Origin of the sequence: Dokdonia donghaensis DSW-1, assembly GCF_001653755.1 — a bacterium.
In the GTDB taxonomy this organism is placed as follows: domain Bacteria; phylum Bacteroidota; class Bacteroidia; order Flavobacteriales; family Flavobacteriaceae; genus Dokdonia; species Dokdonia donghaensis.
The window spans coordinates 901,008-915,319 of record NZ_CP015125.1; the positions used below are offsets into that span (position 1 = coordinate 901,008).

Sequence of the window (14,312 nt, forward strand, 5' to 3'; positions counted from 1 at the left end):
TATGAAAACAGCACTTATTACCGGAGCCACCAGTGGTATAGGTAAAGCAACAGCCACTCGATTTGCACAAGAAGGGATACGTCTCATTCTTTGCGGTCGTCGTGAGGAGGTATTAAATGAGCTACAAAATGAGCTTGGTAAGCACGTGCCTGTGCACACACTTACATTTGATGTACGTAACAATGAAGATGTTACCATTGCGATAGAAAGTCTGCCAGAAGATTTTAATACCATAGATATCTTAATTAACAATGCAGGTAATGCTCACGGTCTGGATCCTATACAAAATGGCTCTATAGATGATTGGGATGCAATGCTCGACATTAATGTAAAAGGGTTGCTGTATGTAAGTAAAGCAATTATCCCACAGATGACAGCGCGTAAGAGAGGTCATATCATAAATATAGGCTCTACAGCTGGAAAAGAAGTGTATCCTAATGGCAATGTATACTGTGCAAGTAAGCACGCTGTAGATGCTATAAACCAAGGAATGCGTCTAGATCTTAATAAGCATAACGTACGTGTGGGAGCCATAAATCCGGGGATGGTAGAAACAGATTTTAGTAAAGTACGTTTTAAAAATGATGAGGATCGAGCAGATAAGGTGTATCAAGGTTTTGACTGCCTACAACCAGAAGACATTGCAGACATTATACACTTTACAGTCACCAGACCCTATCACGTAAACATTGCAGATCTCGTCGTGCTCTCCACAGCACAAGCAAGCTCTACGATAGTTAATAGAAATGACTAGAATATAACAATGCATAGAGCACGATGATTAATAAACGACTTCTTGTAAAAAATCTTCTCGCTCACAATGACGAGAACAGTTTTTATGACAAGAAGCGTAAGATTGACATTAGCAATAAAGAGGGCAAAGCAAAATTTTTAAAACATATCTGTGCGCTGTCCAATAGCAACCCAAAAAACAATTCGTACATCGTTATAGGCGTAGATGATGGCGAAAATGATATTATGGGCGTGCCGTTCTTTGATGATAGTAAGTTGCAAAACCTCATAAACGCATATCTAGATAACCCACCTATTATCTCTTATGAGAACATACCATTTCCTAACCTCCCGGCAGATAAGGTGGTGGGACTTGTAACCATTAGAGCACAAGATAAACTTACAGCTTTACGTCGCAATATTTGGAAATACTGGGGAGGTACAGTCTTTTTTAGAGATGGCAGTATCTCTATGCCTAAGGTCTTTAAGTCTGATATAGTAGATGTAAATAGTGACATTGTTGCTGCAATAGAGAGACACGCAAAAAACAGCATAAAACTCACACTAGACGGTGTGATGGATTTTGTAAATCATCGTCATAAAGATAGAGAGAGCACTTATAAAGTATTTAAAGAGCAGTTTGTACTATGCTGGGCAGGAGTAAAAAAAGTGGTAAAAGGTGAGACCTATTACTCTAGAGTAGATATAGAGCTCATTAATGAGCAGGTAAAACTGTTTTACTCTTCACTAGATGAGGTCTCAATTACCTATGATGAAGATTGTTTTAAGATTTTAGAGTATGTGCATCTCGGGGTACAAGAGCAGTTTAAATATTACCCACTAGAAGAGGTTGAGATACGCTTTCGCGAAAGCGGAACCTATACCATTCATACCAATTTGGTGTTTGAGCCACCTCAGGTAGATAGAAAGACGTTGTATCATATTTTTAATAATAACAATGTTATTTTTTATAAGCTTAAACGTGGTATAGCGCTCAATCAAGGTGAATGGAAGGATTTATATAATCTATCAAACACGTATCTAATTTGTTATCTCAACGGTTTTGACAGCGCGATGCAAAAACTAGTAGAGCTCAAACCGTTTATGAAAAAGATAAGAGGCGGTGCTTACGGTAGATATCGCGAGACAATGCGTATTTTGAGAAAGGTGAGGTATGAATAAAATATAAAAGAAGGACAGTTAAGATTTATGAGAACATTAATTTTTGGAGATATACACGGTGGTTTACGTGCCCTAGAGCAAGCTATAGAGAGGGCAAAGATTACAGTAGAAGATCATCTCATTTTTTTAGGTGATTATGTAGACGGCTGGAGTGAGAGTGCAGAGGTGATAGATAAGCTTATAGAGCTTCAAAAATCAAATAAAACAACCTTTATACGAGGCAATCACGATGACCTCGTACAGCAGTGGCTAGAAGGTAAAGAGATGTCGCCTAAGTGGCTACAGCACGGGGGACAAAGCACTATAGACTCTTACAGTCGTAGGTCTAAAGAAGAGATTAAGGCGCATCTGGATTTTTACAAAACGTTTAAAGACTATCATATAGATGAGCATAACAGAATGTTTTGTCACGCAGGATTTCAGAACCTTAACGGGCCTGAGCACGAGTGGCACACCACCGTTTTCTTTTGGGATAGAACTTTATGGGAGATGGTATGTGCTATGCGAGAAGATATAGTAGAGGGAGATGCGTTATACCCTAAGCGCTTAAAGCTATTTTCTGAAATATTTATAGGGCACACGCCTACTACTCGTATTAATAAAACAACGCCTGTAAATAAAGCTAACGTCTGGAATCTAGACACAGGAGCTGCTTTTAAAGGACCACTTACAGTACTAGACGTACATACCAAAGAGTACTGGCAGAGCGACCCATTACCAGCGCTTTATCCTAATGAAAATGGTAGAAATTAACTACTAGTATATCATAAAGATGCGGTCATTTTTTTAATAGATATTGAGCGTGTTTTATAAAATAGTTGGTTTTTGAATTGTCTGTATCTTTAACCCAAATAGCATTGTATGAATTTTAGCGCACAGCCGCATATTGCGAGATGGTTTATCATCATCTCATCGCTTATCATTACCACACTCATCTTGTGGAATGTGTCGCTTTTTTTTGATCAGCTTAAAGATGCAGAGCAGTCTAAAGTAGAGATTTATGCTGCGGCAATGAGAGCCCTTGCAAATACAAGTGAGGTTAACCTAGAAAGTCGTAATAGAGATACTCGCATATTATCTAACGAGCTTACCTCTTTACAAAGCCTTATCATAAGTGATAATAGAACAATCCCATTATTACTGTATCAACTGGAGGCAGATACTTTTGTGCCTCAAAATATTCCAGATGCAGATAAGCTCTCGCAAGAAGATTTAAGACAGCTAGCCGAAGAGTATGCACTGGTAAATGAACCTATTGCTATCACCTTTGATGGCGTAGAGGAGCAAACATTATATTATGGCAACTCGGCTATTATAAATCAGATCAAGTACTTTCCTATTGCGCTTATCGTGATAGTTATTCTCTTTATAGCCTTAATTTACTTTTACTATCTCACCTCAAAAGCGGGTTCTCAAAACTTACTATGGGCAGGTATGGCAAAAGAAACAGCACACCAGATAGGGACACCACTCTCATCACTGGTAGGATGGACAGAAATTCTCAAAACCGAAAATGTAGATCCAGACTATATTGCAGAGATGACTAAAGACATTAATAGGCTTGAGACTATTACAAATCGTTTTAGTAAAATAGGCTCTGTGCCAGATCTTAAAAAAGTAGACCTCATTGCAGAGACGCAAGAGGCTTATGATTACTTAAGCAAGCGCAGCTCAAAACTCATCACCTTTACGCTAGACATCCCGCAAGGGCAACTACCAGTAATGCTCAATAAAGAACTATATGGCTGGACATTTGAAAATCTCATAAAAAATGCCATAGATGCGATGAAGGGTAAAGGTGCGTTAACCATTACTATCACTCGTGATACACGCTTTGCGATTGTTCAAATTACAGATACGGGTAAAGGCATTGCTAAGTCTAAGTTTAATAAAATCTTTGAGCCAGGTTTTACTACCAAAAAAAGAGGGTGGGGCCTAGGCCTATCACTCGCAAGGCGTATTATAGAGGAGTATCACGACGGCCGTATAAAAGTACTGGAATCTGAGGTAAATAAAGGAACAACAATGCAAATAGCTTTACGTCTCGCATAATGAGTAATCGCATAAAAAACGTAGTAGAAGAGATCATAAGTGATCAGTGGGCAACGCTAAAAAAAGTAACCTACAGTTATCAAAATCAAGATCAATCTTGGAGCGATGTAAAGCGCGAGGTATACGACAGAGGCCACGGCGCTTGTGCTTTGCTTTATAATGTAAAAAAGCAAACGGTCATCCTCATAAAACAGTTTAGGTTACCTGCATACCTTGCGGGAGACAATGGTTTTTTAACAGAAGTGCCCGCCGGTATTATAGAAGACGAGGCGCCAGAGCAAGCCATTATACGAGAGATAGAGGAGGAGACCGGTTATGTGATACCAGCGCTCACCAGTGTGGGTGATGTTTTTACCTCTCCAGGTGCGGTAACAGAGCGCATTTTTCTATTTATAGCACCTTATGACGATGCTCAAAAAGTAACAGATGGTGGCGGTCTAGACAGTGAAAACGAAGATATTGAGGTGGTTGAGTACGCCTTCGCGAAAGCGTTACAAGACGTAAAAAAAGGTGTTATTAAAGATGCCAAAACAATTATCTTACTACAGCACCTGGCACTCTCTGGTGTGATGAAAACATCCAATTTGTAAGTTGCAAGCGTATCACATTTATGAAAACTACTTATAAAACCATACATACGGCTGCCTTGCAGTGCAACTGCCCAGAATGTTATAGCAATAGTGGCTTAGAGCTAAGCTTTAAACAGGAGTGGAAAGATACTTTCTGGTCAAAAAAAGCAACAGATGTCGTGAGGGAAGAGTTGGTTTGTAAACATTGCGATTTTCCTATCTATCCCGTAAGCTGGACCCAAGATATTGAGCGCCTTTATGAGTACCATAATAAGCTTGCCAAAAAGGAAACGTTTAAAAAATTAAAAGCCCAAACCTATATTATAGGACTTGGACTTTTAGTTATTTTATGTGTTGTTATTTATGGAGTAATAACATATTACTAGTAGTATTCTATAAAACTTTCTTTATATCATTTATAAGCTCCTTAAATTCGTCATCTGTAAGAGATACTTTCTTTTCAAATCTTATGTCATCCATATCTTGTAAAGGGATGAGGTGCACGTGCACGTGTGGTACTTCAAGACCTATGACAGATACGCCTACACGTTTACAAGGCACTGCCTTCTCTAGAGCGATTGCTACCTTGCGAGAAAAACGCATCAGGTCAAGATACTCTTGTTCCTCTAGGTCAAAAATCTTGTTTACCTCTTTTTTAGGGATACAAAGGGTGTGACCTTTTGCATTAGGATTTATATCTAGTATGGCGATATGCTTATCATCCTCTGCAACAATTTGGCCTGGGATTTCTCGGTTTATGATTTTTGTAAAAATGCTTGACATATGTAGAAATTGAAATTGAAACTGAAATTGAAACTGAACTTGAAATTGAAACTGAAATAGAACTTGAATCTATAACTGAAACTAAACTTGCAACTTGTACAGTATTCTTAATTGCTATTTTTAATTCTGGTTACGATAATTCTTATGAGTTGATCGTTTTCATCTCTTAGCGTATTGAGGCTATTTTCAGATAATAAATTTGCTTTTACTTGAATGTTGAGATTGCGTAAACTTTCTCTAAGTTCTTTTAAACATATTCTGAGCTTATGAACCTTATCCCTAGCGGTTCCAGCTCCTAAAGCTTCTCCATAGTTAAGAGCAGAGGAGCAAGAAGAACGTATGAGTTGCTTTGCGAGATACTCTCCAGCAAATGATAGAGGCTTAGTGTTGTAAAGTATAATAATCGCAGCAGCAAAATCTTCCAGTCGCTCACTTAAATCGAAAGGTTTGTCGCTCATACTATAATTATCTAGCCCACTTCATTTTGTAACTTCAGCTTCAATTTCGAGTTCAACTTAGATCGCTAGTCTCTAGTGATTGATACTACGTCAAATTTCATTATCCCGCTAGGCACTTGTATTTCGGCCACTTCACCCACTTTTTTACCTAAGAGTCCCTTACCTATAGGTGAGTCTACAGAGATAAGTCCTTTTTTGATGTCGGCTTCATTTTGAGCTACTAGTTTGTAGGTCATTGTCGCGCCGTTAGTCTGGTTTTTAATTTTTACGGTAGAGTGTACTAGCACCTTTGAGGTGTCTAGTTGAGACTCATCTATGATGCGAGCGTTTGCGGCAAGCTCTTCAAGTTTTGAGATGCGCATTTCTAGCATTCCTTGTGCTTCTTTGGCAGCATCATATTCGGCATTTTCACTCAGATCTCCCTTGTCACGTGCATCTGCAATATCTTGTGATGCCTTTGGGCGTTCTACATCACGTAGGTGATTAAGTTCGTCTTTAAGTTTTTGTAATCCTTCTGCTGTATAGTAATTTACCTTGCTCATAATAGATCCGGTTTTAAGTATAATTAGTAATAAAATGATGTGTCAATCTCTCAAACACAAAAAAAGTCCCTCTTCGGGACGTGCCTTACGAATATACGAAATATTTTAAATCCTTTCTCGTTTTATAGTACCTTGCGAGCTTTATAGGATTAAAATTACGCTTTAGCGAAAGCGTATTAAAAACAATATTATGCGTCACATTTGTGCTTTACTTTTTGCTCTAGTTCTTATTACTTCTTGTTCTAAAAGTGATGATGGCGGCCAGCGCAATCCCTTCTTGTTAGATGTAAATTTTTCTACACAACTTAGTGCCATACAGGTACTCGATCTTGAGATACCTAGTAACCCTATTTATGTGTCTAATGGTGGTTTGCGAGGTTTTTTTGTGATTAATACGGGTAGCAGTCTCATTGCCTGGGAAGCTTCAGACCCTAACCACGCTCCAAACGACTGCTCTAGAATGGTGATAAACGGTATAAACGTTTTCTGCCAGTGTGATGATGCACATAGTTATAACTTATTTACAGGGCAATCTAATGATGAGGTGTTGCCCTACACGATGCTTAATTACAGAGTAAATGAATCTGGAGGAACGATTACCGTGTTTAATTAAATGAAAAGAAGCCATCTTAACAAGATGGCTTCTTTTGTTACAAAGTGTATCACAGTCCCCCAACTGCTACAAATTGTTGATTATTTGACATTTAAAGTAAGCTAAAAAAACATAAATTCAAAATTTAGTTTTTAAAACTTCATCGTAGCACCCACTAGAAAGTTAATCCCTGCCTGTGGGTAAAAACCTGCACCTTCTATAGTTGTGATCTCATTAGGCACAGAAAAATCATCGTCAAAGGTAAAGAAGTATCCGTTTGATACGTACTCTACATCAAATATGTTGTTTACTAGCGCGTTAAACACGATAGACTTAAATACCGGGATATCTTTAAGCTCATAAGTAACGTTTAAGTCATTTGTAAAGTAGCTATCTAGCTTAGACGTCTCACTGTCTATATTACCTAAGTATTGCTCACCTACATATTTAGATAAAAGGCTTATTCTAAAGTTTTGTGCTGGCTTGTATGAGATGGTGTTTCCGGCAACAAGGTTAGGCGAGTATGAGATGTCTGTATTACCTAGGTTAGTAAGCACGCCGTCTCTCTCAAAAAAGAAATCTTTGTTTTTATTTGTGCTTATTGCAACATTAGGCTGTACTGTAATTTGATCTGTTATAGCGATTGCGGCGTCTATCTCAATACCAGCTCTAAAGCTCTCTCCACTATTTGCACGTATAGGTGCTCCTACGTCATCTAGCGCTCCAGTAAGTACTAGCTGGTCACGGTAACCCATATAGTATCCGTTTACATTAAGGCTTACTTTATCTGTATTATGACGCCATCCTAACTCCCAGTCATTAAGACGCTCTGGGCGTGGTGCTCCGTTTTCAAAATCTGTACGGTTAGGCTCTCTGTTTGCTCTAGCAAAAGATGCATACAGCTGGTTGTTATCATTTACTTTATAAGAAAGACCCGCTTTTGGGTTAAAGAAGCTGTAATCTTCATCTACAATAAACTCTGCAATGTCAGAGTTGATACCGTCTGTTGTGTATGAGATAAAACGTTGCTGCAGGTCAAGATATCCACTCCATTTTGAGTTGAAACGGTAGTTTGCTTTCGCGAAAGCAGAAAACTCCTTCTTTGTGCCAGTTCCAAAATAGTAATCATCACCTAGCTCACTATCACTAGCAAAACGTGCCCAGATCACTTCTCCAAAGTGGTCTCCATCGTATACACTCCCATATAAACCTCCTACAAAGTCTAGGCTTGTGTCCTTGTAATTTACCGTAGCATTTGCCACGTAAAAATCATTGTCTAGCCAGCGACGTCTTATAATATCTGAGGTCTCAACCGTCTCATCACCTATAACTACAGGAGCAATGCTGTAAAATGCAAGATCTTCATCTTCTTTATATTCTTCAAAGAAGCCGCGACCGTACGTGTAGTTAAGGCTAAGCTGTGTACTCCAGTTGTTATCATAACGCTGGTTCCAGTGTAGCTGGTAGTGGTCCTGCTTGTAATTGTCAACTTGATTATCGTGAAAACGCGTTACACCATTATCATCTGTAAATTGACCAGCTGGGTTAAACGTTCTATCTTCTGCAAGGGTCTCTGCGTCGATACCAAACCAAGATTGATACGTCACCTCAGATCCTGCAAAATTTATAAGTTTAATAAGCGTATTATCATCTGTATAAGCCGCTTGTAAAAAGTAAGACTTAAGGTCTGACGATGCTCTGTCTATATATCCATCAGATTTTATTTGTGATAATCTTCCAGATATCTCTATGTGATCATTAAGTAAGCCTGTGCTAAACTTCACATTGTGACGACGTGTTGCAAAAGATCCAAATGAGTTAGAAATCTCACCATATGCCTCCTTAGAAATAGCATCTGTAAGAATGTTAAGACTTGCTCCAAAGGCTCCAGGACCGTTTGTAGAAGACCCTACACCACGCTGTAACTGTAAACTCTCTACAGAAGAGCTAAAGTCTTGAAGGTTTACAAAAAACGTAGTTGCGCTCTCCGCATCATTATAAGGGATACCATTTATCGTTACATTGATACCTTGGTTACCAGTACCACGTACTCTAAAGCCTGTATACCCTATCCCCGCACCAGCATCTGACGTGGTCACAACACTAGGTAAAAAGTTAAGCTGTGTAGCGATGTCTTGACCTAAGTTGCGCTGGGCGATTTGTGCCTTTGTAAGGTTAGAGTGTGTGATAGGTGAGTCTGCTTTTACTCTTACAGAGCGTACCAGTACTTCATCTAGCGACTCCACTTTTGTGGTGTCAATAACAGTGGTTTGTTGGGCAGTAGCAGTGATTGCTGCGAGTGCCATCATACTTAATAGGATCTTTTTCATCCGTAATTAATTTGGTTACGAATACAAAGGGCAAATATTCCTTAAATGTTAGTATAAAGCATACCAGTGCGTGCGCACGTATTGAAGAGGGTGTGCTATAAAAGCACGTCTCAAGAGTAAGGTTGCCTTCTCAAACCACACGACGGTAGTCTCAGGTAAGGCCTCTTTCTCATTCCTAAACAGCATTACCTGTTCTAGGTTCAATGGGTATAATCTCAGCTTATTCAAAAGCACCCCTTTGAGATGGCGCAAAGATATACTAGAGTTTTTGATTATCCAGCATAGTGTACAAGTATTTTTTAATAGTTAACTCAGGTTAAAAATATAAAAGCGACTAGTGTTCAAGATTGCCCTTGCTAGTATCTTGCATATTCCTACCTTCGTCTACGATGTCAATATTAAAAAACATAATAAGTGCAGCTCAATCTAAAAACAGATTGCTCGCCATACTCATAGACCCAGATAAGTTTGAGGTAGATGGTGATGAGAAGAGTAGCGCTTTCGCGAAAGCATACTTAAAAAAAATCCCTGCGCAAACCACGCATCTTTTTATAGGTGGTAGCACAGATCACAACCGCAAAACCGAAAAAGTAGTACAACTCCTCAAAGCCGAAACAGATTTGCCCATACTATTATTTCCAGGAGATTACACACAAGTTACCCCAGAGGCAGATGCGTTACTGTTTTTATCACTACTCTCTGGTGATAATCCAGAGTTTTTAATAGGGCAACAAGTAAAAGCCGCACGAGTAGTGCAACAAAGTAATCTTGAAGTCATACCTACGGGTTACCTTCTTATAGATGGCGGCTCGCAAACGGCAGTTGAGAGAGTGAGTAATACGCAACCACTATCTCAAGATCAACCTGAGATTATTATAACGACCGCTCTAGCTGGACAATATCTGGGTAAAAAACTACTATATCTAGAGGCGGGTAGCGGTGCTAGAAGTGCAGTACAGCCTCATATTATAGCATCAGTTTGTGAGGCGATTACCATACCCATAATTGTAGGTGGGGGCATACGTACAGAGCGTGCTATGCAAGCGGCTTTTACCGCTGGAGCTACAATGGTAGTGGTAGGCACTGCTTTTGAAGATAATACCTGGAATAACTAACGGTTTAAAACCACTACATTTGTTTATATGAAAGTTTTCTTCTTAGCCATAATACTTACATTAACTGCGGTTGTAAATAGCCAGACTACCTTTGTAAAAAATGCAGTTACAAAGACGCCGGTTTCTTTTGCAACTATCTCTTTTGGAGATGGACGAGGTACTTTTGCTGGAGAGGAGGGAGAGTTTAGATTTGAGGCATCTAAGTATAAAGACATTGATAGTCTTTACATTTCGGCAATAGGTTTTGAGAGTAAGGCAGTTGCTACAGAGGGACTGGTATCTCAAGTATACTTGCAACCTGCAGCAAGCCAGCTAGAGGAAGTGGTTCTCACTTCAGAAAAAAAAGGAAAGTATAAAAAGAAAAAGCTCAAAGAAACTACACACATCAACTATTATAATAGCTGGCTTCCTACGGTAGAAAGTGAGGTGGCGGTATTTTTTGAAAGGCAAGAGGGTAAGTCTACAAAAGTGGCGCAACTCTGGCTACCTATTAACTCAGAAAAGGAGTTTCGAAAAAAGGGTAATATGAAGTTTTCTACTCTTTTTAGAATTCAGTTTTATAAAAATAATAACGGATTGCCTGGTGATGCTATGGTACACGATGATATCGTTTTTCGCGTAAGCGAGCAAGATGATGAGATGTATGAATTAGATATTTCAAAATACCAAATCTTTATTCCTAAAGGTGGGTTATATGCGTCTTTACAAGTACTAGGCTATGCAGACCCTCAAGGGAAATTGATACAGACTAAAAAATATAATGAGATAGAAACGCCTAGAGGTGTACAAAAGGTGTCTATCACTTTTAGACCGCTGTTGCCTTTTACAAATGATCTTCCTGCGCAAAAGACTTTTGTAAGAAGGGTATTTTTTAATAATAAAAAATGGCAAGTGTTTGACAAATCTTATAACGAGAACTCTGCACTAGTAAAGACAGGTCACGTAAACTATGGGATGGGAGCACTTTTGCACGTCTATAATAAATAAGAAATTATGAATATATCTGTAGACCTTACTTTTAGTCCTTTGCAGGATGATTATGAAGGGCATATTATAAATTTTATAAAAAGGCTACGTGACTCAAGCCTCACTGTTATAGAAAACCCTCTTGCTACGCAGGTTTATGGCGATTATGATGAGGTGATGGGGCTTCTCACTGTAGAGATGAAACGCAGTTTTCAAGAAGTAGGTATAGGCCTCTTTTATATAAAAATGGTAAAAACAGACCGCTCAGACTATGTCGCAGATTTTTGATTTCCTCTTTGGGCAATATGCGAGTTATGATACACTAGATATCGTATTAGAGCTACTTGCCTCTGTATTTACAATAGCATCGGTTATTTATTCAAAAAAGAATAATGTTCTGGTCTTTCCTACGGGAATGATTTGTACAGCCATTTTTGTGTATTTATTACTTAAATGGGGTTTGCTAGGTGATATGATGATTAATGCATATTACTTTATTATGAGTGTTTACGGCTGGTATATCTGGACCAGAACGGTAGATGGCACAGCAGTCACTCCTATTACTACGACCTCAAGAAAAGAGCACATTATCTCTGTGGGTATTTTTATAGCCACGGCGGTATTTACATATGTCGTATACATCACTTTTGATAAAATTTCACACTGGACATCATATATAGATATGATTACCACAGGCATTTTCTTTGTTGGAATGTGGCTTATGGCAAAACGGAAGATAGAAAACTGGATTTACTGGATTATAGGTGATATTATTACTGTGCCCTTATATTTTTACAAAGGTTTAACCTTTAGTAGTATCTTGTATTTTGCATTAACGATTATTGCCGTTTTCGGTTATTTAGAATGGAAGAAAAACTTAGACAAGTCCCTAGCAGCTGTATAAGAGTATGTCTTTTTGGGCCAGAGAGTAGTGGGAAAAGTACGCTTTCGCGAAAGCTATCAGAGCATTACAACGCTCCCCTGGTAGAAGAATTTGCACGAGAGTATTTACAAGAACTTTGGGAGAAGGAGAAGAAAATCTGTAGACCCAAAGATTTACTTCCCATAGCTGTTGGACAGATAGATTTAGAAAATAAAGCAGCCGCAAGCACAGATAGGCTTATCATTTGTGATACAGATTTACTTACTACAAAGGTCTATAGCGAAGCATATTATGATGGGTGGTGCCCAGAATTATTAGAAAAAATAGCATTAGAAAATCAATATGATTTGTATCTTTTAACATACATAGATACACCTTGGGAAGAAGACGATTTACGAGATAGACCACACCGCCGGTTAGAAATGTTTAAAGCCTTTGAAAGCGCTTTGATAAAGTATGACAGGCCCTACATTATAATGAAAGGAGGAGTACAAGAGCGAGTGACTGAGGCAACTCAGGTAATTAACACACTATTAGTTTGAAAATAACAGAAGAGGATAAAAAGCAGCTGGACAAAAGAGGCATTGCACTAGAGCAAGTACAGAGTCAGTTTGAGAGTCTAACCAAAGGAATTCCTTTTGCAGATTTAAGAGATGCCGCCACAGATGGAAATGGAATACTCATCTTATCTTCAGATCAAGAAAAAGCACTTGTAGAAAAATTTGATCAATCTAGTAGTAACCTCGAGTTATTAAAGTTTACACCAGCCTCTGGTGCGGCAACTAGAATGTTTAAATTTCTCTTTCAGTTTTATGATGATTACAATCCCGTAGAGGGTTCAATAAATGCTTACATTAATAAGAAAGGAGTTCCAGAACTACGCTTGTTTTTTGTGGGATTAGATAGCTTCCCTTTTTATAAAAAGGTGCGTAAGCGCATTAAGAAGAAGTATAGTGATGGAGAATCACTAGATATAGATGTAAATAGACTGCGGTTCATAAAAATATTGCTCAATGAAGATGAGCTTAATTTTGGAAACAAACCTAAAGGCTTATTCCCATTCCACAGGTATAAAAAAAATATTGCTACTGCCTTTGAAGAGCATTTATTTGAAGGCGCATCTTATGCGGCAAAAGATGGAGTAGCACGATTGCACTTTACAATTTCTGAGGCACATTTAGAGCGTTTTCAAAAACAGTTTGAAAAACGTAAAGACTACGTACAAGAAAAAACTGCAACTACTTTTGACATTTCATACTCATTTCAATCTCCAGCTACAGATACTGTTGCACTGGCAAGTAATGGAGAATTGCTTAGGGATAAAGAGGGACAACTAGTCTTTAGACCCGGTGGTCACGGGGCGCTTATAAACAACCTTAATGAGCAAGATGCAGATATTATCTTTATAAAGAATATAGACAATGTAGTTGTAAGCAAGTATCGTAAGAAGATTGCTCAATGTAAAAAGATGCTCGCAGGTAAGTTGCTTGAGATACAAGAACAGTCTTTTGCCTACTTGCATAAACTAGATGATGCCGAAGCTATAAATGAGCAAGTTATTTTAGAGATTGCTACATTTCTACAAAATGAGCTTTTTATAAAGGTTGCATCAGATTTTGAGCGATACTCGCCTACCTATCAAGTGGAGTACTTGAGAGAACTTCTAGATAGACCACTACGCGTTTGTGGTATGGTAAAAAATGAAGGAGAGCCAGGTGGAGGTCCGTTTTGGGTTCGTCACGAAAATGGGAAGGAATGTCTCCAGATTGTAGAGAGTGTACAAATCAACCCTGGTGATAACGCACAGCAGCAAATTGTTACAAATGCTACTCACTTCAACCCAGTAGATATTGTTTGCGGAGTAAAAAATTACAAAGGAGAGAAATATGACCTTCTCAAATTTGTAGACTATAAAGCCGGATTCATAGCTTCAAAAAGTTACGAGGGACAGAAAATAAAAGCACTTGAGCACCCCGGTCTTTGGAACGGAGGAATGGCACACTGGAATACCATCTTTATTGAAGTACCGCTCTTAACGTTCAATCCTGTAAAAACGGTAAATGATCTCCTTAAACCAGCTCATCAGGTTAGGTAAAGTGTTTTTTATT

18 protein-coding genes are annotated in these 14,312 nt (G+C 38.6%); 13 read left to right on the top strand and 5 right to left on the bottom strand.

Going from position 1 to position 14,312, the window contains the following annotated elements; all coding sequences use genetic code 11:
• Position 1 precedes the first annotated feature (1 nt).
• The 6 genes from I597_RS03925 (at position 2) to I597_RS03950 (ending at position 4,921) form a co-directional block, all read left to right on the top strand.
• A complete protein-coding gene (locus tag I597_RS03925; RefSeq protein ID WP_035326616.1) occupies positions 2-754 on the top strand; it encodes an SDR family NAD(P)-dependent oxidoreductase in 753 nt (250 codons plus the stop codon).
• A gap of 23 nt (positions 755-777) precedes the next feature.
• Positions 778-1,914, top strand: coding sequence for an ATP-binding protein (locus tag I597_RS03930; protein ID WP_035326618.1), 1,137 nt, complete (start codon positions 778-780; stop codon positions 1,912-1,914).
• A 27-nt stretch (positions 1,915-1,941) separates the two neighbouring features.
• Entirely contained in the window at positions 1,942-2,667 is a 726-nt protein-coding gene (locus tag I597_RS03935) for a metallophosphoesterase (RefSeq protein ID WP_035326620.1), read from the top strand.
• Positions 2,668-2,775: 108 nt separating this feature from the next.
• A complete protein-coding gene (locus tag I597_RS03940) occupies positions 2,776-3,966 on the top strand; it encodes a sensor histidine kinase (protein ID WP_035326622.1) in 1,191 nt (396 codons plus the stop codon).
• Entirely contained in the window at positions 3,966-4,556 is a 591-nt protein-coding gene (locus tag I597_RS03945) for an NUDIX domain-containing protein (RefSeq protein ID WP_035326624.1), read from the top strand. Before I597_RS03940 ends, I597_RS03945 begins: the two co-directional genes overlap by 1 nt.
• Positions 4,557-4,576: 20 nt before the next feature.
• Entirely contained in the window at positions 4,577-4,921 is a 345-nt protein-coding gene (locus tag I597_RS03950) for a hypothetical protein (protein WP_035326626.1), read from the top strand.
• A gap of 7 nt (positions 4,922-4,928) precedes the next feature.
• On the opposite strand, the gene I597_RS03955 is transcribed toward I597_RS03950, so the two are convergent.
• The 3 genes from I597_RS03955 to greA form a co-directional block, all read right to left on the bottom strand.
• Positions 4,929-5,318: an HIT family protein gene (locus tag I597_RS03955; RefSeq protein WP_035326627.1), complete on the bottom strand. Its 390-nt coding sequence runs from the start codon at positions 5,316-5,318 to the stop codon at positions 4,929-4,931.
• Between the two features lie 107 nt (positions 5,319-5,425).
• Positions 5,426-5,776 (bottom strand): four helix bundle protein, encoded by a 351-nt coding sequence (locus I597_RS03960; RefSeq protein WP_035326628.1) that lies wholly within the window; start codon positions 5,774-5,776, stop codon positions 5,426-5,428.
• A gap of 65 nt (positions 5,777-5,841) precedes the next feature.
• The gene (greA, locus tag I597_RS03965) at positions 5,842-6,318 is read right to left on the bottom strand and encodes a transcription elongation factor GreA (RefSeq protein WP_035326630.1); all 477 of its coding nucleotides are present in this window, start codon (positions 6,316-6,318) and stop codon (positions 5,842-5,844) included.
• A 190-nt stretch (positions 6,319-6,508) separates the two neighbouring features.
• Here greA and I597_RS03970 point away from each other — a divergent pair, with 190 nt between their 5' ends.
• Positions 6,509-6,931 (top strand): hypothetical protein, encoded by a 423-nt coding sequence (locus tag I597_RS03970; protein ID WP_052111888.1) that lies wholly within the window; start codon positions 6,509-6,511, stop codon positions 6,929-6,931.
• 131 nt (positions 6,932-7,062) lie between these two features.
• Here the strand turns inward: I597_RS03970 and I597_RS03975 are convergent, their stop codons facing one another.
• Both I597_RS03975 and I597_RS15155 read right to left on the bottom strand, forming a co-directional pair.
• Positions 7,063-9,240, bottom strand: a complete 2,178-nt coding sequence (locus tag I597_RS03975) for a TonB-dependent receptor (RefSeq protein WP_035326632.1) — start codon at positions 9,238-9,240, stop codon at positions 7,063-7,065.
• A gap of 48 nt (positions 9,241-9,288) precedes the next feature.
• Complete coding sequence (locus tag I597_RS15155; protein WP_455423295.1) at positions 9,289-9,444, bottom strand: hypothetical protein; 156 nt, start codon at positions 9,442-9,444, stop codon at positions 9,289-9,291.
• Between the two features lie 185 nt (positions 9,445-9,629).
• Here I597_RS15155 and I597_RS03980 point away from each other — a divergent pair, with 185 nt between their 5' ends.
• From I597_RS03980 to I597_RS04005, 6 genes are read left to right on the top strand one after another with little or no spacing between them, the layout of a single operon-like run.
• A complete protein-coding gene (locus tag I597_RS03980) occupies positions 9,630-10,355 on the top strand; it encodes a phosphoglycerol geranylgeranyltransferase (RefSeq protein ID WP_035326633.1) in 726 nt (241 codons plus the stop codon).
• Positions 10,356-10,382: 27 nt separating this feature from the next.
• Positions 10,383-11,342, top strand: coding sequence for a hypothetical protein (locus I597_RS03985; RefSeq protein ID WP_035326635.1), 960 nt, complete (start codon positions 10,383-10,385; stop codon positions 11,340-11,342).
• A gap of 6 nt (positions 11,343-11,348) precedes the next feature.
• Positions 11,349-11,609: a hypothetical protein gene (locus I597_RS03990; protein ID WP_035326637.1), complete on the top strand. Its 261-nt coding sequence runs from the start codon at positions 11,349-11,351 to the stop codon at positions 11,607-11,609.
• Complete coding sequence (gene pnuC, locus I597_RS03995; protein WP_035326639.1) at positions 11,593-12,225, top strand: nicotinamide riboside transporter PnuC; 633 nt, start codon at positions 11,593-11,595, stop codon at positions 12,223-12,225. The genes I597_RS03990 and pnuC overlap by 17 nt, the downstream gene beginning before the upstream one ends.
• A complete protein-coding gene (locus tag I597_RS04000; RefSeq protein WP_035326640.1) occupies positions 12,186-12,746 on the top strand; it encodes an AAA family ATPase in 561 nt (186 codons plus the stop codon). The genes pnuC and I597_RS04000 overlap by 40 nt, the downstream gene beginning before the upstream one ends.
• On the top strand, positions 12,743-14,299 hold the full coding sequence (locus I597_RS04005) for a DUF4301 family protein (RefSeq protein ID WP_035326642.1): 1,557 nt from the start codon (positions 12,743-12,745) through the stop codon (positions 14,297-14,299). Before I597_RS04000 ends, I597_RS04005 begins: the two co-directional genes overlap by 4 nt.
• Positions 14,300-14,312 lie beyond the last annotated feature (13 nt).